The following is a 22,876-nucleotide window of genomic DNA, read 5'->3' on the forward strand; positions in this document are numbered from 1 at the left end:
TTGCATCGGAAAGTCCGATATGAACATCTGATGCTTGCTATTTTTCCGGTGCAAATTCTTGCCCATAGTGGCTGCAAAGGCAAGCGCGCGGACCGCCGCGCGCATGAAAACAGATCCATACGAATGGAGACGGAGACAATGCAGAACAACAGCTATGAGAAAGGCAGGCTGAACCTGCCGTTCGTCGGTCACTGCACGTTCGCGAAAGCGCCGGTGTGTCTCGACTGGGAGCACATCGACGCGGATGTCGCGATCCTCGGTGCACCGAACGACATGGGCACCCAGTGGCGCTCAGGCGCGCGCTTCGGTCCGCGCGGCATCCGCGAAGCGTCGACGCTGTTCTCGTTCGGACACGCAGGTGCATACGACCACGAGGACGACGCGCTCTACCTGACCGAGGACCAGGTCCGGATGGTGGACGTTGGCGATGCCGACATCGTGCACACCGACATGGCCACCAGCAACGCGAACATCGAACTGGCCGTGCGCAAGATCCTCGCCTCCGGCGCGATGCCGGTGGTGCTCGGCGGCGATCATTCGGTGCATGCGCCGGTGATCAAGGCGTTCGAAGGGCGCGGGCCGATTCACATCGTGCATTTCGACGCGCACCTCGACTTCGTCGACGAGCGCCACGGCGTGCGGTACGGGCACGGCAATCCGCTGCGCCGCGCGTCGGAAATGGATCATATCGTCGGCATGACGCAGCTCGGCATCCGCAACGTGTCGTCGTCGAACCGCAGCGACTACGACGCGGCGCGCGCCGCGGGTTCCAGCATCCTGTCGGTGCGTGACGTTCGGCGGCTCGGCACCGAAGGCGTGCTCGAACGGATTCCGCAGCGCGGTGCGTACTACATCACGATCGACATCGACGGCTTCGATCCGTCGATCGCGCCGGGGACGGGCACGCCGAGCCACGGAGGTTTCCAGTACTACGAAGTGCTCGAGATCATCCAGGCCCTCGCGAAACGCAGCCACGGCAACATCATCGGCATGGATCTGGTGGAAGTGGCGCCGGCCTACGACCCGACCGGTACGACCTCGATTCTCGCTGCGCAGTTGCTGATGAACAGCATCGGCTTCATTTTCCACGCGCGCAGTCTCGCGAAGGGGCGCTGAGCGTCCGTATCGGGAAGCGGGACCAACGTCCCGCCGCACCTCCGAAGTCATTACCGCTTTGCCCGGCGCCCCCTCGTCGCGAGGGGGCGGGCACGCCACAAAGGAAAATCAAAATGGATGCCGTTGTAGCGCAATATCTCGATCGCCATGGCGTTTCGCAGGCGACCCGCAGTTTTCTGGCAACGCCGATGAAGATGTTCATCGGCGGCGCGTGGGTGGATGGCAGCGACGGTCAGTTCGGCACCGTCACCGAACCGTCGACCGAAGGCGTCATCACGCAGATCCCGTTTGCGACGACCGACGATCTCGATCGTGCGGTAGCCGCCGCGCGTCACCAGTTCGATCGCGGCGAATGGCGCCGCCTGAAGCCGCTCGAGCGCGAGCGGCTGCTGCACCGGCTGGCCGACCTGATCGAAGCTCATGCGGACGAACTGGCCGAAATCGAATCGATCGACATGGGCAAGTCCGTCGCGCAGGCCCGCGCGATCGACATCCAGGGCACCGTCGACACGTTCCGCTATTTCGCCGGCTGGGCGTCGAAGCTGCATGGGCGTACGGTCGAGCCGTCGCTGCCCGGCAATTACTTCGCCTATACGCGCAAGGAACCGATCGGCGTCGTCGGCGCGATCGTGCCGTGGAACTACCCGTTGCAGACCATGGCGTGGAAGCTGGCGGCCGCGCTCGCGGTCGGCTGCACGACCGTCGTCAAGCCGGCCGAGCTCACGTCGCTGTCGACGCTGCGCTTCGCCGAGCTGGTCCAGGAAGCCGGCATTCCGGACGGCGTGGTCAATATCGTGACCGGTCGCGGCAGCGTGATCGGCGCCGCGATGGCGAATCATCCGGGCATCGACAAGCTGACCTTCACCGGTTCGACGCCGGTCGGACGCACGGTCGGGCAGAACGCGGTGCAGCATATCAAGCGCGTGACGCTGGAACTCGGCGGGAAGTCGCCGGTGCTCGTGCTCGACGATGCCGATATCGGCGCCGCCGCGCAGGCGGTGGCCAACGGCGTGTTCTTCAACTCCGGGCAGGTGTGCGATGCAGGCACGCGCGCGTATGTTCACCGCGATATCTACGACCGCTTTCTCGCGGCGCTGGCCGACTACACGTCGACGCTGAAGATCGCGCCGGGCCTCGATCGCGACTGCTTCATCAGCCCGCTCGTATCGGCGCGGCAGAAGGATACGGTGCTGTCGTACGTCGAAGCCGGCCGCCGCGAAGGTGCGGAAATCTGCTACGGCGGGCGTCCGCAGGCAGGCCCCGGCCACTTCGTCGAACCGACGATCTTCGCGAACTGCCGCAACGACATGCGCATCGTCCGCGAGGAGATCTTCGGGCCGGTGCTCGTGACCGCGCCGTTCGACACGCTCGACGAGGCCGTTACGCTCGCGAACGATTCGGCGTTCGGCCTGGCCGCGGCGATTTATTCGAACGACCTCGGCCGCGTGCACGGGCTGATTCCGCAGCTGCAGGCGGGTACGGTCTACGTGAATGCGCACAGCACGATCGACCCGGCGCTCCCGTTCGGCGGATTCAAGACGTCCGGATTCGGCAAGGACCTCGGACCCGAGCAGCTCGACTACCTGATGGAGACCAAGACGGTTTGCATGACGCTGCCCTGAGCGGTAGCGCGTGACGTGTCGCTTCGTGCCGGCATGCATGGTAAAAACTTGCAGTCGGCCGGACGCGGCACGGTCCTGACATGAAGCCGTCGACCCGTTCGTTTGAACAGGTCTGATGAATTCGCACTGCTTCGCCCTTTGAAAGAAACCATGGGGTACGACATGCAAGCAGAAACAAACGTATTGAAGGCGCCGCGCGGCGACCACGGCGCCATCGAAGCGCATTCGATCGACTTCGTCCCGGAAAGCGAGCGGACCGACAGGTTGGCCAGCCAGGGGCCGTTCTGGTTCGTCGGGAATTTCACGTTCTTCACGATGACCATCGGCTTCGTCGGGCCGAGCGTCGGCCTCGATGCCTTCTGGACGACCGTCGCCGGCACGCTCGGCATCATGTTCGGCACGCTGTTCATGGCCTTCCACGGCTCGCAGGGGCCGCATCTCGGGTTGCCGCAGATGATCCAGTCGCGCGCGCAGTTCGGCTACCGCGGCGTGGTGCTCGTGCTGTTGGCGACGCTGTTCGTGTTCGCGGGCTTCAACATCGTCAACCTCGTGCTGATGATGCAGGGCCTGAAGACGCTGTTCCACTGGGATCCGATGCGGGTCGCGCTGGTCGTGACGGTGCCGGCCACGATCCTGGCGATTCTCGGCCACGACTGGATGCACCGGACGTTCAAATGGTCGCTGTATCTGTCGCTGCCGCTCTACGGCCTCGTGACGCTGGCCGTGCTGACCGGCTGGATTCATGATGCGCCCGCGGCCGCGGGCAGCGCGCCCGCAGTCCCGCTGGGCTTCAACTGGACCGGCTTCATCGCGCAGTTCGCGGCGGCGGCCAGCTACAACATCGCGTATGCGCCGTACGTGTCGGACTATTCGCGCTACCTGCCGAAGAACACGCCGAGCGGCAGGCTGATTGCCGCGGTGTTCGTCGGCGCGTCGCTGTCCGGTGCGTGGATGATCGCAGTGGGCGGATGGCTTGGCGCACACCTGCACGCCACCGACGTGCTCGTCGCGCTCCATACGGTCGGCGCCGGGATCGCGCCGCAACTGGGCGGCATCGTCGTTGCGATCACGATCCTGGCGTTCCTCCCGGTGATCGCGATGAACATCTACAGCGCGAAGCTGACGGCCATCACGAGCGTCGATTCGTTCCGGAAGATCGAGCCGACCGCGAAAGTACGGATCCTCGCGATCCTGTTCGTCGTGCTGCTGCAGTTCGGCGTCGCACTGCGCATCTACGAATCGGGATCGGGCTTGTCGGTACTCAACATCTATCTGGTCGTGATGCTGTATTTCCTCGTGCCGTGGACGGCGGTCAACCTGACCGACTACTTCTTCGTGCGCAAGGGCCGCTACGCGGTGCCGCATTTCTTCCGTCCGCGCGACAGCCTGTACGGAAACTGGGGTGGGCGCGGCCTGCTGTCCTACCTGATCGGATTCGTGTCGATGATCCCGTTCTTCTGCATCTTCGACGGCGATCGCGAGGTGTACGTCGGTCCACTCGCGAAGGCGATGGGCAGTGTCGACCTGGCCTGGCTGGTCGGGCTGATCGTGTCGGCGCTCGTGTACTACGTGCTCAGCCGCTCGCTGGACCTGCAGCGCGAGGAAGCGGAAATCGCGCAGATCGAAGCGCATATGCCGGAATACACGACCGGCGAGAAGAAGCGCAGCTGACGCGGCGTACGAATACCAATCATCGAGCTGGATAATCAAGATGACTAAGCAATACGACTATATCATCGTGGGTGCCGGTTCGGCCGGCTGCGTGCTGGCCAACCGCCTGACCGAAGATTCGAACGTCAGCGTGCTGGTGCTGGAATACGGCGGCAGCGATCGCAGCGTGATCATCCAGATGCCGAGCGCCTTCTCGATGCCGATGAACACGAAGAGGTTCAACTGGCACTACGAGACCGCGCCCGAGCCGAAGCTGGACGGACGCCGCCTGCACTGCCCGCGCGGCAAGGTGCTCGGCGGCTCGTCGTCGATCAACGGCCTCGTCTATATCCGCGGACATGCGTGTGATTTCGACGAATGGGAATCGCTCGGTGCGCGCGGCTGGGGATACCGCAACTGCCTGCCATATTTCCGCAAGGCTGAAGGCTACAAGTTCGGCGGCGATGCGTACCGCGGCGCGGACGGCCCGCTCAGCACCAACAACGGCAACAACATGCAGAATCCGTTGTATGGCGCGTGGGTGGAAGCGGGTGCCGAGGCGGGCTACATCAAGACCGACGACTGCAACGGCTACATGCAGGAAGGGTTCGGCGCGATGCACATGACGGTCAAGAACGGCGTGCGGTGGTCGACGGCCAACGCGTACCTGCGCCCGGCGATGCAGCGTCCGAACCTGACCGTCGTCACGCACGCGATGACCCGCCAGATCGTGATGGAAGGCAAGCGCGCGGTCGGCGTGATCTATGAACAGGGCGGCGTCCGGCATACGGTGCGCTGCTCGCGCGAGGTGCTGGTGTCGTCCGGGCCGATCGGCTCGCCGCATCTGCTGCAGCGCTCGGGCATCGGGCCGGCGGACGTGCTGCGCCAGGCCGGGATCGCGGTCGTGCACGATCTGCAGGGCGTCGGCGAGAACCTGCAGGATCACTCGGAAATCTACATTCAGTACGAGTGCAAGGAACCGGTGTCGCTCAACGGCAAAATGGGCCTGTTCGGCAAGGCGATGATCGGCCTGCGCTGGCTGCTGTTCAAGGACGGGCTCGGCGCGAGCAACCACTTCGAAGCAGGCGGCTTCATCCGGTCCGAAGCCGGCCTGCGCTGGCCGGACATCCAGTTCCATTTCCTGCCGGCGGCCATGCGTTACGACGGCGACAAGCCGTACAAGGGGCACGGCTTCATGGTGCTTACCGGGCCGAACAAGCCGAAGAGCCGCGGGCATGTCCGCGTGCGTTCCGCCGACCCGTACGAACATCCCGAGATCCGCTTCAACTATCTGGATCGGGAAGAGGATCGTGAGGGCTTCCGTCGCTGCGTGCGCCTGACGCGCGAGATCGTCGGGCAGCCGGCGATGGACCGCTTCCGCGGGGTCGAGCTGGCGCCCGGTCCGGACGTGAAGACCGACGACGAAATCGACGCGTTCGTGCGCGCGAACATGGAGAGCACGATGCATCCGTGCGGTTCGTGCCGGATGGGCGAGGACGACATGGCGGTGGTCGATTCGGAACTGCGCGTGCGCGGCGTTCAGGGGCTGCGCGTGATCGATTCGTCGGTGTTCCCGACCGAGCCGAACGGGAACCTGAATGCACCGACCATCATGCTCGCCGAGCGCGCCGCCGATCTCGTGCGTGGCCGCAGGATGCTCGCACCGTCCGATGCCGCGGTCGGTTTGGTCGAGAAGTGGGAAGCGCAGCAGCGCACCGGGGCGCCGAAGCGCAAGGTCGCGGTGTAAGTGCGGTACGACGTCGCGCGTTGGCCTGGCGGCCGGCACGCGACGGATATGTTCGCACCGGCAGCCGCGCGCGAGCGGCGGGCTGCCCTGTCACCGCTCGGGCTTCGCGTTCGGCGACACCGCGCCGCATGCGCGAATCACGAGCTGCACGACCTGCTCGGTCTTCTCGTCGAACGCCTTCTTCGTGAAGGTGCGCTTGCCGCTCAGCGCGCGGATCTGCGCATCGAAATCCGCGTAGTGTTGCGTGGTCGCCCAGATCAGGTACATCAGCGCATGCGCGTCGATCGGCGCGAGCAGCCCGCGTGCGATCCAGCCGTCGATCACGCTCACGCGCCTGTCGAACCACGGCTTCACGCGTTCCGACAGGATGTCCTGCATGTGCTCCGCGCCGTGGATGATCTCGTTGGCCCAGACCTTCGAGCCGAGCGGGCGCCGCTGCGACAGCGCCATCTTCGCGCGCACGTAGCCGCCGATCGCTTCCACCGGATCGTCACCGGCCTCGAACGAACCGGCCGCGCGATGCCAGTCCTCGAACAGGTCATCGAGCACGCGGCGGTACAGCGCGAGCTTCGTCGGGAAGTAGTAATGCAGGTTCGCTTTCGGCAAACCGGCGCGTTCCGCGATCATCGCGGTGCTCGCGCCGTCGAGCCCGCGTTCGGCGAACACGGCCTCCGCACAGGCGAGCAGATGCGCTTCGTTGGACTCGCGGATGTGTGCCTTGCGTCGCCGCAAAGGGGCGGACGTTTCGTCGCTGTCGGTGGCTTCGGTTGCCGCCTCGTCATGTCTCATCGTTACCCTCGCGCGGCGGGCATGCCGCGTTGGGCTTCATTCTAGCCGCTGATCCGCGTCGAACGCACGCATGCGGATATCGCGCGTCCGCCGCGATGCTGCATTGCGATGGCACGTTTCTCGCTCTAAAGATTCCCGCAAGAAAGACATTGCTTTGGTCATTTTGATCGTCTAAAACCTGTCCAATCGGACAGGATTCGATGAGCGGCGGAAACCTTTCGACCCGATTCGTCGGACGAACTTCGCGAACGATCGGGGCATGCACCGCGCTTGGGCGGCGTTGCCCCGAAACAGGCATGACACGCACCGGCACAGACCGGCTGACGACATTACCGACCCCACAGGAGCGATACGAATGAATGCGGTATCGGAAACAGTGAAGCGGGCAGCGTTCGACACGTCGATCAAGGTCGACGGGAAGCGGTTGTGGGACAGCCTGATGGAAGTCGCGAAGATCGGCGCAACGCCGAAAGGCGGCGTATGCCGCCTCGCGCTGACCGATCTCGACAAGGCCGGCCGCGACCTGATCGTCGGCTGGGCGAAGGCCGCCGGCTGCACGGTGACGGTCGATACGATGGGCAACGTGTTCATGCGCCGCGCGGGCCGCGTGGCCGACGCGGCGCCGGTCGTCACGGGCTCGCACGCGGATTCGCAGCCGACCGGCGGCCGCTTCGACGGTATCTACGGCGTGCTCGGCGGCCTCGAGGTGATTCGCAGTCTCAACGATCACGGGATCGAGACCGAGCATCCGGTCGAGGTCGTGATCTGGACCAACGAGGAAGGCTCGCGCTTCGCCCCCGCGATGGTCGCGTCCGGCGTGTTCGCCGGCGTGTTTTCGCTCGAATACGGGCTGTCGCGCAAGGACGTGGACGGCAAGACGATCGGCGAGGAACTGGCGCGCATCGGCTACGCGGGCGACGTGCCGTGCGGCGGGCGCAAGCTGCACGCGGCGTTCGAGCTGCATATTGAACAGGGGCCGATTCTCGAAGCGGAATGCAAGACGATCGGCGTCGTGACCGACGCGCAGGGGCAGCGCTGGTACGAGATCACATTCACCGGCCAGGAAGCGCATGCGGGGCCGACGCCGATGCCGCGTCGCCGCGATGCGCTGCTCGGTGCGGCGCGCGTGGTCGATCTCGTCAACGGGATCGGCCTCGATCATGCCCCGTTCGGCTGCGCGACGGTCGGCATGATGCAGGTTCACCCTAACTCGCGCAACGTGATTCCGGGCCGCGTGTTCTTCACCGTCGACTTCCGGCATCCGGACGATGCCGTGCTCGCGAAGATGGATGCCGCACTGCGCGACGGTGTCGCGCGCATCGCGGCCGACATCGGGCTCGAAACGGAACTCGAGCAGATCTTCTATTACAAGCCGGTCGCGTTCGATGCCGCGTGCGTCGAAGCCGTGCGTGGCGCGGCCGATCGCTTCGGCTATTCGCATCGCAACATCGTGTCGGGCGCAGGGCACGACGCATGTTATCTGGCTCAGGTCGCGCCGACATCGATGGTGTTCGTGCCGTGTGTCGACGGCATCAGCCACAACGAGATCGAGGACGCGACGCCCGCATGGATCGAGGCCGGCGCGAACGTGTTGCTGCACGCGATGCTGTCGCGCGCATGCGAGCCGGCTTCATGACGCATCGACCGTAGCAGCCCGGAGGCTGCGTATCGCCTGACTACAGGATTCCTCAGCATGACCGCCCCGACTGTGCGTTTACAGCCGGCGGGGACGGCTTTGTCTCCACTCAGTCGAAGGAACGCGTATGACCACCAAGCCAACCGGCGATATCGCCGCGCATCGCCTGTCGTCCACGCAACTCTCGTGCGAATTCTCCGATATCGCACCGCTGCTCGATCCGACCGCCGCCGCGGCCGCCGCGAGTCGCTGCCACTACTGCTACGACGCGCCGTGCGTGCAGGCGTGCCCGACGCAGATCGACATCCCGAGCTTCATCCGCAAGATCGGCAACGGCAACCTGAAAGGCGCCGCGACCGACATCCTCTCCGCGAATCCGCTCGGTGGGATGTGCGCGCGCGTGTGCCCGACCGAGATCCTGTGCGAAGGCGCGTGCGTGCGGAATCACCAGGATGCGCAGCCCGTCGCGATCGGCGCGCTGCAGCGGCATGCGACCGACTGGGCGATGGAAACCGGTGCGGTGCAGTTCCGGCGCGCGCCCGAGACGGGCCGCCACGTCGCGGTGGTCGGCGCAGGGTCGGCCGGGCTCGCGTGCGCGCACCGGCTCGCGCTGGCCGGGCATCGCGTCACGCTGTTCGATGCGCGCCCGAAGGCCGGCGGCCTCAACGAATACGGGATCGCCGCGTACAAGACGGTCGACGATTTCGCGCAGCGCGAAGTCGAGTGGCTGCTGTCGGTAGGGGGCATCACGCTGGAAACGGGCGTCGCGCTCGGACGCGACGTGACGCTCGACGCGCTGCGCGAGCAGCACGACGCGGTGTTCCTCGCGATGGGCCTCGGCGGCGTGCGGGCGCTTGCGATCGACGGCGAGCAACTCGGCGGCGTGATGAACGCGGTCGACTTCATCGAACAGGTGCGGCAGGCCGACGGGCTCGAGAACGTGCCGGTCGGACGGCGCGTGGTCGTGATCGGCGGCGGCAATACGGCCATCGATGCGTCCGTGCAGAGCCGCAAGCTCGGCGCCGAGCGTGTGACGATGGTGTATCGGCGCGGCGTCGACGAAATGAGCGCGACGTGGGCCGAGCGCGAATTTGCGCAGAAGAGCGGCGTGGCGCTCGTCACGCACGCGAAGCCCGTACGCATCGCGGGCGTGAACGGGCAGGTGACGGGCGTCGAATTCGAGGGCGCATCGGGCGAGCGTTTCACCGTCGATGCGGACATGGTGCTGAAGGCGATCGGCCAGACGCTGGCGCCTGACGGTGTCGCGGCCGCGTTGCTGACGGCCGACGGCACGCGCATCGCGGTGGAGGCGGACGGGCGCACGGCGCTGCCCGACGTGTGGGCCGGCGGCGATTGCGCGGCGACGGACGGCGTCGACCTCACGGTGCAGGCCGTGCAGGACGGCAAGCGCGCGGCCGCGTCGATCGACGCGGCGCTCGCCGCACGCGACGCGAAGGCGGCCTGAGCGCACGGCGCACCCGAGCACACCGATCACGACCCCATTCTCACGGAGCCGAACATGGCCGACCTTCGCTGCACCATCGCAGGCATTACCTCGCCGAATCCCTTCTGGCTCGCGTCCGCGCCGCCGACCGACAAGGCCTACAACGTCAACCGCGCATTCGAGGCGGGCTGGGGCGGCGTCGTCTGGAAGACGCTCGGGCTCGATCCGCACGTCGTCAACGTCAGTTCGCGCTACGGCGCCGTGCAGTGGAACGGGCAGCGCATGGCGGGGCTGAACAACATCGAGCTGATCACCGACCGTCCGCTCGACGTGAACCTGAGAGAGATCGCGCAAGTGAAGCGCGACTGGCCGGATCGTGCGCTGATCGTGTCGCTGATGGTGCCGTGCAACGAACGCGACTGGAAATGGATCCTGCCGCTCGTCGAGGATACGGGGGCCGACGCGGTGGAGCTGAATTTCGGCTGCCCGCACGGGATGAGCGAACGCGGGATGGGCGCGGCCGTCGGGCAGGTGCCCGAATATGTCGAGATGGTCACGCGCTGGGTGAAGGAAGGCACGAAGCTGCCGTGCCTCGTGAAGCTCACGCCGAACATCAGCGACATCCGGATGGGATCGCGCGCCGCGTACAAGGGCGGCGCGGACGGCGTGTCGCTGATCAATACGATCAACTCGATCGTCGCGGTAGATCTCGACCACATGGCGCCGATGCCGACCGTCGACGGCAAGGGCACGCACGGCGGTTATTGCGGCCCGGCGGTCAAGCCGATCGCGCTGAACATGGTGGCCGAGATCGCGCGCGATCCGGAAACGCCGGACCTGCCGATCTCGGGCATCGGCGGCATCTCGTCGTGGCGCGACGCGGCCGAGTTCATGGTGCTCGGTGCCGGCAGCGTGCAGGTGTGCACCGCCGCGATGCATTACGGATTCCGGATCGTGTCGGACCTCGCCGACGGGCTGTCGAACTGGATGGACGAGAAGGGCTACGCGACGCTCGACGACATCCGCGGCCGCGCGGTGCCGAACGTCACCGACTGGAAATACCTGAACCTGAAGTACGACATCAAGGCGCGCATCGACCAGGATCGCTGCATCCAGTGCGGGCTGTGCCATATCGCATGCGAGGACACGTCGCACCAGGCGATCACCGCGACGAAGGACGGCGTGCGGCACTTCGAAGTGGTCGATTCGGAATGTGTCGGGTGCAATCTTTGCATGCACGTGTGTCCGGTCGAGCAATGCATCACGATGGAGCGTGTCGATTCGGGCGACTACGCGAACTGGACCACGCATCCGAACAATCCGGCGAGCGCGGATGCGGGTGCAGGTGCGGCGGCGGCACCCGAGAAGCACGCGAAGAAGGCTGCCTGACGACCGGCGTCCGGTGGCGCGGGACCTTCCGCACCGCCGCTTTTCGTTACCCCCTGGGCCGGCATCGTATGATGCCGGCGCTGACGTTTTGCGTGGAGTGCGATCGATGAAATCTGCAGCGAATCCCGCCGATCCCGAAAGCGCCGCGGCGCACGGCGGCAGCCTGTACAACGACGACCTCGCGCCGACGACGCCGGCGCAGCGCACGTGGAAGTGGTATCACTTCGCGGCGCTGTGGGTCGGGATGGTGATGAACATCGCGTCGTACATGCTCGCGGCCGGGCTGATCCAGGAAGGCATGTCGCCGTGGCAGGCGGTGACGACGGTGCTGCTCGGCAACCTGATCGTGCTCGTGCCGATGCTGCTGATCGGCCATGCGGGCGCGAAGCACGGGATTCCGTACGCGGTGCTCGTGCGCGCGTCGTTCGGCACGCAGGGCGCGAAGCTGCCGGCGCTGTTGCGCGCGATCGTCGCGTGCGGCTGGTACGGCATCCAGACCTGGCTCGGCGGCAGCGCGATCTACACGCTGCTGAACATCCTGACCGGCAACGCGCTGCACGGCGCGGCGCTGCCGGTCGTCGGCATCGGGTTCGGGCAGCTCGCGTGCTTCCTCGTGTTCTGGGCGCTGCAGATCTACTTCATCTGGCACGGCACCGATTCGATCCGCTGGCTCGAGAGCTGGTCCGCGCCGATCAAGGTCGTGATGTGCGTGGCGCTCGTGTGGTGGGCAACGTCGAAGGCCGGCGGGTTCGGCTCGATGCTGTCGGCGCCGTCGCAGTTCGCGGCCGGCGGCAAGAAGGCCGGGATGTTCTGGGCGACGTTCTGGCCGGGCCTGACCGCGATGGTCGGCTTCTGGGCGACGCTTGCGCTGAACATTCCCGACTTCACGCGCTTCGCGCATTCGCAGCGCGACCAGATGATCGGGCAGTCGATCGGGTTGCCGCTGCCGATGGCGCTGCTGTCGGTGGTGTCGGTCGTCGTGACGTCGGCCACCGTCGTGATCTACGGCAACGCGATCTGGGATCCGATCGACCTGACGAGCCGGATGACGGGGATCGGCGTGGGCATCGCGCTCGTGATCCTCACGCTCGACACGATGTGCTGCAACCTCGCCGCGAATCTGGTCGGTCCCGCGTACGATTTCTCGAGCCTGTGGCCGAAGGCCATCTCGTACCGCACCGGCGGGATGATTACCGCGACGATCGCGATCGTGATGATGCCGTGGAAAATCCTCGCGACGACGGACGGCTATATCTTCACCTGGCTCGTCGGTTATTCGGCGCTGCTCGGGCCCGTCGCGGGCATCCTGATGGTCGACTACTTCCTGATTCGCGGCACGCAGCTCGATACGCGCGCGCTGTTCGACGAACGCGGCGGCTTCAGCTACGCGCGCGGCTGGAACCCGGCCGCGCTGGCCGCGCTCGCGGTCGGCGTGCTGCCGAACCTGCCCGGCTTCCTGCACACGGCATTTCCGGCGTCGTTTCCGAACGTGCCGGCCTTCTTCAACACGCTTTACACGTACGCGTGGTTCGTCGGCCTCGTGCTGGCGTCGTGCGTGTACGGCACCTGGATGAAGTGGCGCGCCGGACAGCGCGCGCAGATCGCGAGCGCATGACGCGCGAGATGCGTGTCGTGCGGCACCCGACAGTCAACGAGGAGGCAACCAGATGGCAATCCTGATTCGTGGCGGCACCGTGGTCGATGCGGACCGCTCCTATCGCGCGGACGTCCTTTGCGCGGACCCGCAGGACGGCGGCACGATCCTGCAGATCGCCGAGAAGATCGACGCGCCCGCCGGCGCAACCGTCGTCGACGCGCACGACCAGTACGTGATGCCGGGCGGCATCGATCCGCATACGCACATGGAACTGCCGTTCATGGGCACGACCGCGAGCGACGATTTCTACTCGGGTACGGCCGCGGGGCTGTCGGGCGGCACGACGAGCATCATCGACTTCGTGATCCCGAGCCCGAAGCAGCCGCTGATGGACGCTTTCCGCGAATGGCGCGGCTGGGCCGAGAAGTCGGCTTCCGATTACGGCTTCCACGTGGCCGTGACGTGGTGGGACGAGAGCGTGCACCGGGACATGGGCACGCTCGTGCGCGAGCACGGCGTGTCGAGCTTCAAGCACTTCATGGCCTACAAGAACGCGATCATGGCCGACGACGAGGTTCTCGTGAACAGCTTCACGCGTTCGCTCGAACTCGGCGCGCTGCCAACCGTGCACGCGGAGAACGGCGAGCTGGTGTTCCAGCTGCAAAAGGCGCTGCTCGCGCGCGGGATGACCGGGCCGGAGGCGCATCCGCTGTCGCGGCCGCCGGAGGTCGAGGGCGAGGCCGCGAACCGCGCGATCCGCATCGCACAGGTGCTCGGCGTGCCCGTGTATATCGTGCACGTGTCGGCGAAGGACGCGGTCGATGTGATTACCCACGCGCGCAGCGAAGGGCTGCGCGTGTTCGGCGAGGTGCTGCCGGGTCACCTCGTGATCGACGAGGCGGTCTATCGCGACCCGGACTGGACGCGTGCGGCCGCGCACGTGATGAGCCCGCCGTTCCGCTCGGCCGAGCATCGCGAGGCGCTGTGGCGCGGGCTGCAGTCGGGGCAGTTGCATACGACGGCGACCGACCACTGCGTGTTCTGCGCGTCGCAGAAGGCGATGGGCCGCGACGATTTCACGAAGATCCCGAATGGCTGCGGCGGTGTCGAGGATCGCATGTCGGTGCTGTGGCATCACGGTGTGAATCATGGGCGCATCACGCCGAACGAGTTCGTGCGGATCACGTCGACGAACGCCGCGCAGATCTTCAACCTGTATCCGCGCAAGGGCGCGGTGCAGGTCGGCGCCGATGCCGATCTCGTCGTGTGGGACCCGGCCGCGACGAAGACGATTTCGGTCAAGACCCATCACCAGCAGGTCGACTTCAACGTGTTCGAAGGAATGACGGTGCAGGGCGTGGCGACGCACACGCTCACGCGCGGTGCGCTCGCGTGGGCCGACGGCGAATTGCGCGCGGAGCGCGGCGCGGGCCGTTATCTGAAGCGCCCGCCGGCGGCCGGCTACTACGAGGCCGCGCGGATCGCGAACCGGCTGCGCGAGCCGCATCCGGTTGAACGCGCGGGTTGAACGACGCAGGTCATGCGGGGCGTGTCCGTTCGAGCGGCGAACGGCACGCCCCGAACACGTTTACGCATGGCGGGTAGTACAACTGATCGAATTGGAGAAGTACGAAGGAAGCAATGATCGATGCGATGGAACGCAGCGATTTTGACGTCGTTGCAGGCGTGCGCATCGAGCGAGTAACATCCACCAACCCCATGAAGGGGCCGCGGGCAAGGGCCGCCCGCCGGACAGTTCAAATAGTGAGAAAGGAGCACAAGGTGGATATTCTGCGCAGTCTCCTCGGTATGCTGTTCCTGTTGCTGGTTGCCTATCTGTTGTCGAATAACCGCCGTGCGGTAAGCGGCCGGACCATGATCGCCGCGCTGCTCACGCAGTTCGCGATCGGCGCGCTGGTGCTGTTCGTGCCGTCGGGCCGCACGGCGCTGGCCGGGGCCGCGAATGGCGTCAATCGCGTGCTCGACATGGGCAATCACGGCATCGCGTTCGTGTTCGGCGGGCTGGTCGACGCCCGGATGTTCCAGCTGTTCGGCGACGGCGGCTTCGTATTCGGCCTGCGCGTGCTGCCGATGATCATCTTCGTCACCGCGCTGATCTCGGTGCTGTACTACATCGGCGTGATGAAGTGGATCGTCGCGATCCTCGGCGCGGGGCTCGCGAAAGTGCTCGGCGTGAGCCGCATCGAGGCATGTTCGGCCGTCGCGACGATCTTCCTCGGGCAGAGCGAGATGCCCGCGCTCGTGAAGCCGTTCGTGCGCAACATGACGAGCGCCGAGATCTTCACGGTGATGGCGAGCGGCATGGCGTCGGTCGCCGGCTCGGTGCTGGTCGGCTATGCCGGCCTCGGCGTGAAGATGGAGTACCTGCTCGCCGCATCGTTCATGGCGGTGCCGGGCGGGCTGCTGTTCGGCAAGTTGCTGTTTCCGACCGTCGAGCCGAGCCGCGTCGTGGTCGAGGGTCTCGATTTCGACGACAAGCGGGCCGCGAACGTGATCGAGGCCGCGGCGTCCGGCGCGTCGGTCGGCATGCGGATCGCGATCAACGTCGGCGCGATGCTGATCGCGTTCGTCGGGCTCATCGCACTGATGAACCTGATCGTCGGCGGCGTGGCCGCGTTCGCGGGCTTTCCGCAGATCACGCTGGTGGGCATTATCGGCCACCTGTTTGCGCCGCTGGCGTGGATCATCGGCGTGCCGTGGCACGATGCGACGCTGGCCGGCAACTTCATCGGCGAGAAACTGATCTTCAACGAGTTCGTCGCGTACGGCGACCTGTCGCCGTACCTGAAGGGCGGCGAGCACGTCGCGGCGGCCGGCTTGCAGGTGCTCGACCCGAAGACGCTCGCGATCGTGTCGTTCGCGCTGTGCGGCTTCGCGAACTTCTCGTCCATCGCGATTCTCGCGGGCGGCTTCAGCGCGGTCGCGCCCGAGCGCCGCTCGGAAGTGGCACGCCACGGCTTGCGCGCGCTGACGGCCGCGACGCTGTCGAACCTGATGAGCGCGGCGATTGCCGGCCTGTTCTTTTCGCTGCATTGAATCGTGCAGTAGACTCCGACCGATCGAAGAGAGGCAACGATGTTTCTACCGCAGGAATTCATTCGCAGGAAGCGTGACGGGCAACCGCTCGATCGCGACGGGATTGCCGCGTTCGTGCGCGGCGTGACCGACGGCAGCGTGACCGAGGGCCAGGTGGCGGCGTTCGCGATGGCCGTGTTTTTCAACGACCTGAGCACCGACGAGCGCGTCGCGCTGACGCTCGCGCAGCGCGACTCGGGCGACGTGCTCGACTGGCGTGCGCTCGATCTCGGCGGGCCGGTGATCGACAAACATTCGACGGGGGGCGTCGGCGACGTCGTGTCGCTGATGCTCGGCCCGATGGTGGCCGCATGCGGCGGCTACGTGCCGATGATTTCGGGGCGAGGGCTCGGCCATACCGGCGGCACGCTCGACAAGCTCAGCGCGATTCCCGGCTATGACGTGATGCCCGCTACGGAGGCGTTTCGCCGCACGGTGCGCGACGTCGGCGTCGCGATCATCGGGCAGACCGCGCGGCTCGCGCCGGCAGACAAGCGCATCTATGCGATTCGCGACGTGACGGCGACCGTCGAGTCGGTCGCGATGATTACCGCGTCGATCCTGTCGAAGAAACTCGCGGCGGGGCTCGACGGGCTCGTGATGGACGTGAAGGTCGGCTCCGGCGCGTTCATGCCGACCGCGGAGAAATCGGCGGAACTGGCGCGCAGCATCGTCGACGTCGGCAACGGCGCGGGCATGAAGACGACCGCGATCCTCACCGACATGAACCAGTCGCTCGCGCCGTGTGCGGGCAATGCGCTCGAGGTCGCGTGCGCGATCGACTACCTGACGGGCAAGTCGCGCCCGGCGCGCCTGCATGACGTGACGATGGCGCTGTCGGCGGAACTGCTCGTCACCGGCGGGCTGGCACGCGATGTCGCGGAGGCGCGCGCGAAGCTGCAGCAGGCGCTCGACTCGGGTGCGGCGGCCGAGCGTTTCGCGAGAATGGTCGTGGCGCTCGGCGGCCCCGTGGACCTGATCGACGTTCCCGCCCGGCATCTGGCGCGGGCGGCGGTGATCGTGCCGGTTCCGTCGCCGGCGACCGGCGTGGTGCAGCGGGTCGATTGTCGCGGGCTCGGGCTGGCCGTCGTCGCGCTCGGCGGCGGCCGTACGCGCGCGGAAGACGCAATCGACGTCAGCGTCGGACTGACGGCGCTGGCGGAGATCGGGCAGCGCGTCGAGGCCGGCGAGCCGATCGGCTACGTGCATGCGCGCGACGACGCGGCTGCGGCGCGCGCGGTGGACGCGGTCCGGCGCAGCTACGTGCTCGGCGAAACGGGCGAAGCACCGCCGACCCTTTACCGGCAGATCGGCTGATTCTGCTCCCGGAGGCACCATGTCGATGGAACGAAACGAACTGATCGAACAGGCCAAGGCGGCGCGCGAACGCGCGTACGCGCCGTATTCGCGCTTCAAGGTCGGCGCGGCGCTGCAGGCGCGCGACGGGACGGTTTTCCACGGCTGTAACGTCGAGAACGCGTCTTACGGATTGTGCAATTGCGCGGAACGGACGGCGATGTTTGCGGCGATCGCGGCCGGCTATCGTCCGGGCGACTTCGCGCGGCTCGCGGTCGTTGGCGACACGGATGGTCCGATCGCGCCATGCGGCGCGTGCCGTCAGGTGATCATCGAGATCGGCCTGCCCGACATCGAAGTGATCCTGGCCAATCTGAAGGGGGCCGTCGAAGTCACGACGGCCCGTGCGTTGCTGCCGGGCGCGTTCAGCCTGTAACGGCGCGCGCCGCGGCGAGCCGCACGTATCACGCGCCTTCGCGCGCGTCGCGAATCGGAATCACGGTGCGCGCGCCGCACTGGCGCAGCAGGTCGCGCAATTCGTTGATGACCGGAAACACCTCGTGATTCCAGTCGGCGCCCTGGCGATCGTGCGCTTCCTGTTCGCGCTCGACGATCCAGCGATCCTCGCGGAAGATGCGCTCGGTGAACCACACGAGCAGCGGCCACGCGAGATCGAGTGCGAACGGGATGCCGGGCTTGTGGATCGACAGCAGTCCGAACGTGCGGTTGGTGCGCTGTTCGGCGTCGAGCGGCACGTAGACGATCCACAGGTCCATCACGAGCGTGCCTTCGCTCGACCGGATCTGCAGCGTCTGGTACGGGTAGCCGGTGCGTACCGTCATCACGCTCTTGTCGGACTGGTCGGCCGGCTTCTTGCTCGCGCCGAACACGAGCGCCTCGCCGACCGGCTGCTTGCCTTCCATCCGCGCGAACGTGTAGTCGACTTCGACCCAGTCGTCGCCGCGGCGGCGGCCGACCGATCGCGCGCGCATCTGCCCCATCTGCTTGCGGTGCAGGAACTGATGGTTCATGTCCATCAGGTTCTCGTGCATGAACGAGTAGTGGCACTTGACCTCGCGGCCGAAACGGCGCGTCTTGTATGCGCGATTGTCCGCCGATTCGAGCGCGGGGAACGGCCGTGAGTCGGCAAGCGTTGCGTCGCCCGGGAACACGAAGATCAGCCCGTGCGACTCGCGGCACGGATATGCGCGCACGCCGTTGGGCAGGCGCTCGCGGCCGAGGTAGGGTACGTCGACGCAGCGGCCGCTGTCGCACGCGTAGGTCCATCCGTGATAGCAGCAGCGCAGCGTTTCGCCGCTGACGACGCCCGCGTGCAGCGGCACCTGGCGGTGCGCGCAACGATCTTCGAGCGCGTACACGGCGCCGGACTCGGTGCGCACGAGCACGATCGGCTCGCCGGCGAAGTGCACGCCGAGCGTCTTGCCGCGCTTGAGCTCGCGCGACCACGCGAGCGGGTACCAGTGATCGGGATGAATGGGCACGCGGCGCAGGTCGCGCACGGACGCGCCGGAGGACGATTCTCCAACGGTGTTGCTGTCAGGCAAGGGCACTGCGAGCATGCGTGACGCCTCCTGGCTGGGCGGGTGGTCCGGGCGCCGCAGGAAGCGGCGGGGATCAGGAGAAGTCTACGCGAAGTTGCCCGCCACGGCGGACGCGATGCGGGTTTGCCCCGGCACGGCGGCCGGGGTTTCGTTGATGCGGCGCAAACCGGGCGGCAGGCGGCGCGCGGCGGGCGATCACCCGTCACGCGGCCGGTGGCCGGTCAGGAATGGGCTTCACGCCACAGCACCGCGTCGGTGCGGTACAGCGCCGGGAAGTACTGCTTCAGCCTGGTGATCTTCGGCATGTCGTTGTACGCGATGTACGGCGCATCGGGGTGCAGCTCGAGGTAGTTCTGGTGATAGGCCTCGGCCGCATAGAACCCCTTGTAGTCCTCGACACGCGTGACGACCGGCGCGGGGAACACGTGCGCCGTGCCGAGCTGCGCGATGTACGCGGTCGCGACCGCGCGTTGCTGCGCGGTGGTCGGGAAGATCGCGGACCGGTACTGCGACCCTTCATCGGGGCCCTGCCGGTTGAGTTCGGTCGGATCGTGCGCGACCGAGAAGAACACCTGCAGCAGCCGGCCGTACGTGATCTGAGTCGGGTCGTAGACGATGCGCACCGATTCCGCATGCCCCGTCAGCCCCGAGCCGACGAGCGCGTAGTGCGCGGTTTCGGATGCGCCGCCCGCATAGCCGGCCGCGACCTGCTTCACGCCCTTCACGTGTTCGAACACGCCCTGCACGCCCCAGAAGCAGCCGCCGGCGAGCACGGCCGTCTCGTCGTGCGACGCGCCGGGTGATTCGTCGAGCGTCGGCGCGGGCACGGTGCGCATCGGCTCGGCGGAATTGACGATGCGCTGGTAGCCGAACACGGCGGCGGCCGCGAACGCGACGGCGCCGATGCGGCGCAGCAAAGCCGCGCGTCGTCGCGCTGCAGCATCACGGGTGGAGATCGGGTTCATCATTGGCTCCTTTTCAATGGGTCGGGGAACGCGGTGGCCGGGTCTTGCCGCGGCACCCGCGATCAACCGAAAGTGAATGCGTACGCATCGACACCGGGATCGAGAAACTCGATCGCGAACGTGCGATCGGCGATCGCGCCCGGCTGCCGGACGAGCTGGTACAGGCGCTGGCCGGTGACGGTGCCGTAGCCCTGCGCGTCGACGTCGGCGCCGTGCGCGGCACCGGGCGCCGCGCCGTCGAGCGTCACGCGAAAGCGCACGGGCTGGCCGTTCGCGCCCGGGCCGAGCACGAGGTGCAGGTCGCGCGCATGGAAGCGGTAGACGATCCGGCCGTCGGGGGCGGCGAGCGTCGCGCGTTCGGCGCCGACTCGCCACATGCCGGCGAGGCCCCAGTCGTTCAGATCGGGACGGGCCGGCTCGGCGTAGTGGTACGCCGCATCGCGCACCACGCCGCCGGGCGACACGAAATCCTCGGCGCGTGCGTAGCCGACGTAGGTCTCGGGCGAGCGGACGTCCGCGCTGTCGGCCGCCGCGAGCGCACCCTTCGCGGGCGTCCCGGCCAGCCCGAGCGGCACGTTCAGCGCTTCGGGATGGCCGGCCTCGGCGAGCAGCGATTGGATCGCGCGTTCCGATTCCGCATACTCGCCTTCGCCGAAGTGGTGGCGGCGCACGCGCCCCTGCGCGTCGACGAAGTAGTGCGCGGGCCAGTATTCGTTGTTGAACGCGCGCCAGATCGCGAAGCGGTTGTCGATCGCGACCGGGAAGTCGATGCCGAGGTCGTGCACGGCCTTCTTCACGTTGCCGATGTCGCGCTCGAACGCGAATTCGGGCGCGTGCACGCCGATCACGACGAGCCCGTAGGGCGCGTACTTGCGCGCCCACGCGGTCGTGTACGGCAGCGTGCGCAGGCAGTTGATGCACGAATACGTCCAGAAATCGACCAGCACGACCTTGCCGCGCAGGCCGGCCGCGGTCAGCGGCGGCGAGTTCAGCCACTGCACGGCGCCGTCGAGTGACGGCAGCGTGCCTTCGACGGGCAGCGCGGACGGTGTCGTGATGGCCGCGCGCATCATCGCGCCGCCGGCCATCGCACCGCCGGTGGCTGGTGCGCCATCGGCTGCCGCGGCCATCATTGCACCGCCGGCGGCGTTGTCGGCGGCGTTGCCGGTTGCGGCCATCGCACCCGGTGCGCCGTTCGAGCGTCCGCCGAGGCGATCGACGAGCTTCGTTTCGAGGCCGCCCGTCGTGACGGTCGACAACTGCGCGAGCGCGCCGGTGTCGAGGCCGAGCGCGATCGCGCCGACGCCGGCGAGCAGTGCCGCGCCGATCCCGCGCCGGATCCATTCGCCGGCGCCGAGCGAACGCTTCATTGCCGCGAACACCTTCCCGCCGATCACGAGCGCCACGCCGAGCGAAGTCGCCGCGCCGGCCGCATACGCGACGAGCAGCAGCGTCGTACCGACGCTTGCGCCGCGCAGTGCGGCGCCGGTCAACACGAGCCCGAGGATCGGGCCCGCGCACGGCGCCCACAGCAGGCCCGTCGCGACGCCGAGCAGCAACGACGACGCAGGGCCGGCCGGGCGGCCGTCGCGTTGCGCGAACCCGGTGAGCCGGTTGCCGGCGGCGACGAGCGGGCGCGTCAGGTGTTCCGCGAAGCGCGGCATCAGCAGCGTCAGGCCGAACACGGCGAGCAACACGATGGCGATCCAGCGGCCGGCCTGGTTCGCCTGCGCGACCCAGCCGCCGCCCACGGCGGCGAGCGTCGCGACGACGGCGAACGTCAGCGCCATGCCGGCGAGCAGCGGCAGGCCGGTACGCACGAACGGCTGGTCGGCGCGTGCGAACACGAACGGCAGCACGGGCAGAATGCAGGGGCTCAGAATCGTGAGCACGCCCCCGAGATAGGCAAGGACGATGAGCAGCATGATGCGTTCTCCAGTCGGTCGGGAGTGGGGCCGGATCAGGCGGCAGCCGGGTGGAAGGTGAGCGCGAGGCCGTTCATGCAGTAGCGCAGGCCGGTCGGCTGCGGGCCGTCGTCGAACACGTGGCCGAGATGGCCGCCGCAGCGCCGGCAGTGCACTTCGGTGCGGACCATGCCGAACGTCGTGTCGATATGGGTGTCGACCGCGTGGTCGAGCGGTTTCCAGAAGCTCGGCCAGCCCGTATGGCTGTCGAACTTGGCGGCGGACGAGAACAGCGCGAGGCTGCAGCCGGCACAGGCGAACGTGCCGGTCCGGTGCTCGTCGTTCAGCGGGCTGCTGTACGGCCGCTCGGTGCCGGATTCGCGCAGGATCGTGTATTGGGCGGGCGTGAGCCGGCGATGCCATTCGGCGTCGCTGAGCGTGACCTCGAAAGGGGCCGCCGGTGTGCTGGCCGGCGGTGCGGCGAACGCACGGCCGACCAGCGCACGGCGGCCGGCGGACGACAGCGCCGCAAGCGCGGCAAGGCCGGTGGCGCCGGCGAACAGCAGATGTCTGCGGGTGGGCATGATGGGCTCCTGGAAGCAGGTCCTGAAAACATGCGCCCATCGTAGGCAGCGGCCGGTGTCGAAGTCCTCACGGAAAGTTAAATGAATTGTGATGATTGTCAGCGCGCAGGTGCCGCGTCGCCATCCGTCACAGCAGGCACACGCGACGCAGCGCGACCGTCCTCAGATACACCGACTTGTCGAGCCACGGCACGAACACATACTCGTCGTATGCGTCGCAACCGACCAGGATCCAGTGCGACAGAACGTTTGACATGGCGGTCTCCTCGATCCCGCTCGCTTCGAAGTGAAGCGGGGCGGCGCGTCACGATCGCGATCCGTCGTGCCCGCACTCGGTATACCCTGCGCACACGGCGTCTATTCCAGCCGCCGCGCGATGCGCTTCATGCGCAGGATGTCGCACGTCGCCGGAATAAACGGGCCCGCGCCGCGGTATGCGGATCAGGTGCCGGACGCATCGACGGGGAGGGGCCAATGAG

General features: G+C 67.1%; 18 protein-coding genes. 12 read left to right on the forward strand and 6 right to left on the reverse strand.

Annotated features, from left to right (window positions below; genetic code table 11):
- Positions 1-138 precede the first annotated feature (138 nt).
- The 4 genes from speB (at position 139) to betA (ending at position 6,135) form a co-directional block, all read left to right on the forward strand.
- Entirely contained in the window at positions 139-1,116 is a 978-nt protein-coding gene (gene speB / locus U5809_RS31110; RefSeq protein WP_322089328.1) for an agmatinase, read from the forward strand.
- 113 nt (positions 1,117-1,229) lie between these two features.
- On the forward strand, positions 1,230-2,738 hold the full coding sequence (locus U5809_RS31115) for an aldehyde dehydrogenase family protein (RefSeq protein WP_282512528.1): 1,509 nt from the start codon (positions 1,230-1,232) through the stop codon (positions 2,736-2,738).
- 162 nt (positions 2,739-2,900) lie between these two features.
- The gene (locus U5809_RS31120; protein WP_322089329.1) at positions 2,901-4,409 is read left to right on the forward strand and encodes a purine-cytosine permease family protein; all 1,509 of its coding nucleotides are present in this window, start codon (positions 2,901-2,903) and stop codon (positions 4,407-4,409) included.
- A 40-nt stretch (positions 4,410-4,449) separates the two neighbouring features.
- Entirely contained in the window at positions 4,450-6,135 is a 1,686-nt protein-coding gene (gene betA, locus U5809_RS31125) for a choline dehydrogenase (protein ID WP_322089331.1), read from the forward strand.
- A gap of 90 nt (positions 6,136-6,225) precedes the next feature.
- Here betA and U5809_RS31130 read toward each other — a convergent pair whose 3' ends face one another.
- Complete coding sequence (locus U5809_RS31130) at positions 6,226-6,924, reverse strand: TetR/AcrR family transcriptional regulator (protein WP_322089332.1); 699 nt, start codon at positions 6,922-6,924, stop codon at positions 6,226-6,228.
- A 355-nt stretch (positions 6,925-7,279) separates the two neighbouring features.
- Here U5809_RS31130 and U5809_RS31135 point away from each other — a divergent pair, with 355 nt between their 5' ends.
- From U5809_RS31135 to U5809_RS31170, 8 genes are all read left to right on the forward strand, one after another.
- Entirely contained in the window at positions 7,280-8,560 is a 1,281-nt protein-coding gene (locus U5809_RS31135) for a Zn-dependent hydrolase (protein WP_322089333.1), read from the forward strand.
- A gap of 127 nt (positions 8,561-8,687) precedes the next feature.
- Positions 8,688-10,025 (forward strand): NAD(P)-dependent oxidoreductase, encoded by a 1,338-nt coding sequence (locus tag U5809_RS31140; RefSeq protein WP_322089334.1) that lies wholly within the window; start codon positions 8,688-8,690, stop codon positions 10,023-10,025.
- 54 nt (positions 10,026-10,079) lie between these two features.
- The gene (gene preA, locus U5809_RS31145) at positions 10,080-11,393 is read left to right on the forward strand and encodes an NAD-dependent dihydropyrimidine dehydrogenase subunit PreA (RefSeq protein WP_176051753.1); all 1,314 of its coding nucleotides are present in this window, start codon (positions 10,080-10,082) and stop codon (positions 11,391-11,393) included.
- 106 nt (positions 11,394-11,499) lie between these two features.
- Entirely contained in the window at positions 11,500-13,008 is a 1,509-nt protein-coding gene (locus U5809_RS31150; RefSeq protein WP_322089335.1) for an NCS1 family nucleobase:cation symporter-1, read from the forward strand.
- A 52-nt stretch (positions 13,009-13,060) separates the two neighbouring features.
- Positions 13,061-14,518 carry a dihydropyrimidinase gene (gene hydA / locus U5809_RS31155; RefSeq protein ID WP_322089336.1) on the forward strand — a complete coding sequence of 486 codons (1,458 nt, stop codon included), beginning with the start codon at positions 13,061-13,063 and terminating at the stop codon, positions 14,516-14,518.
- A gap of 254 nt (positions 14,519-14,772) precedes the next feature.
- Complete coding sequence (locus U5809_RS31160) at positions 14,773-16,047, forward strand: NupC/NupG family nucleoside CNT transporter (protein ID WP_322089368.1); 1,275 nt, start codon at positions 14,773-14,775, stop codon at positions 16,045-16,047.
- A 39-nt stretch (positions 16,048-16,086) separates the two neighbouring features.
- Positions 16,087-17,403 carry a thymidine phosphorylase gene (deoA, locus tag U5809_RS31165; protein ID WP_322089337.1) on the forward strand — a complete coding sequence of 439 codons (1,317 nt, stop codon included), beginning with the start codon at positions 16,087-16,089 and terminating at the stop codon, positions 17,401-17,403.
- Positions 17,404-17,428: 25 nt separating this feature from the next.
- Complete coding sequence (locus tag U5809_RS31170; RefSeq protein ID WP_322089369.1) at positions 17,429-17,818, forward strand: cytidine deaminase; 390 nt, start codon at positions 17,429-17,431, stop codon at positions 17,816-17,818.
- Positions 17,819-17,846: 28 nt separating this feature from the next.
- Here the strand turns inward: U5809_RS31170 and U5809_RS31175 are convergent, their stop codons facing one another.
- The 5 genes from U5809_RS31175 to U5809_RS31195 form a co-directional block, all read right to left on the reverse strand.
- Positions 17,847-18,962, reverse strand: coding sequence for an aromatic ring-hydroxylating dioxygenase subunit alpha (locus U5809_RS31175; RefSeq protein ID WP_322089338.1), 1,116 nt, complete (start codon positions 18,960-18,962; stop codon positions 17,847-17,849).
- A gap of 203 nt (positions 18,963-19,165) precedes the next feature.
- Entirely contained in the window at positions 19,166-19,909 is a 744-nt protein-coding gene (gene msrA / locus U5809_RS31180) for a peptide-methionine (S)-S-oxide reductase MsrA (RefSeq protein WP_322089339.1), read from the reverse strand.
- A gap of 62 nt (positions 19,910-19,971) precedes the next feature.
- A complete protein-coding gene (locus U5809_RS31185) occupies positions 19,972-21,834 on the reverse strand; it encodes a cytochrome c biogenesis protein DipZ (protein WP_322089340.1) in 1,863 nt (620 codons plus the stop codon).
- A 35-nt stretch (positions 21,835-21,869) separates the two neighbouring features.
- Positions 21,870-22,397 carry a peptide-methionine (R)-S-oxide reductase MsrB gene (gene msrB / locus U5809_RS31190; protein WP_322089341.1) on the reverse strand — a complete coding sequence of 176 codons (528 nt, stop codon included), beginning with the start codon at positions 22,395-22,397 and terminating at the stop codon, positions 21,870-21,872.
- Between the two features lie 127 nt (positions 22,398-22,524).
- The gene (locus U5809_RS31195; protein ID WP_279612993.1) at positions 22,525-22,653 is read right to left on the reverse strand and encodes a hypothetical protein; all 129 of its coding nucleotides are present in this window, start codon (positions 22,651-22,653) and stop codon (positions 22,525-22,527) included.
- Positions 22,654-22,876: the final 223 nt, after the last annotated feature.

Source organism: Burkholderia sp. BCC1999 (assembly GCF_905339975.1).
In the GTDB taxonomy this organism is placed as follows: domain Bacteria; phylum Pseudomonadota; class Gammaproteobacteria; order Burkholderiales; family Burkholderiaceae; genus Burkholderia.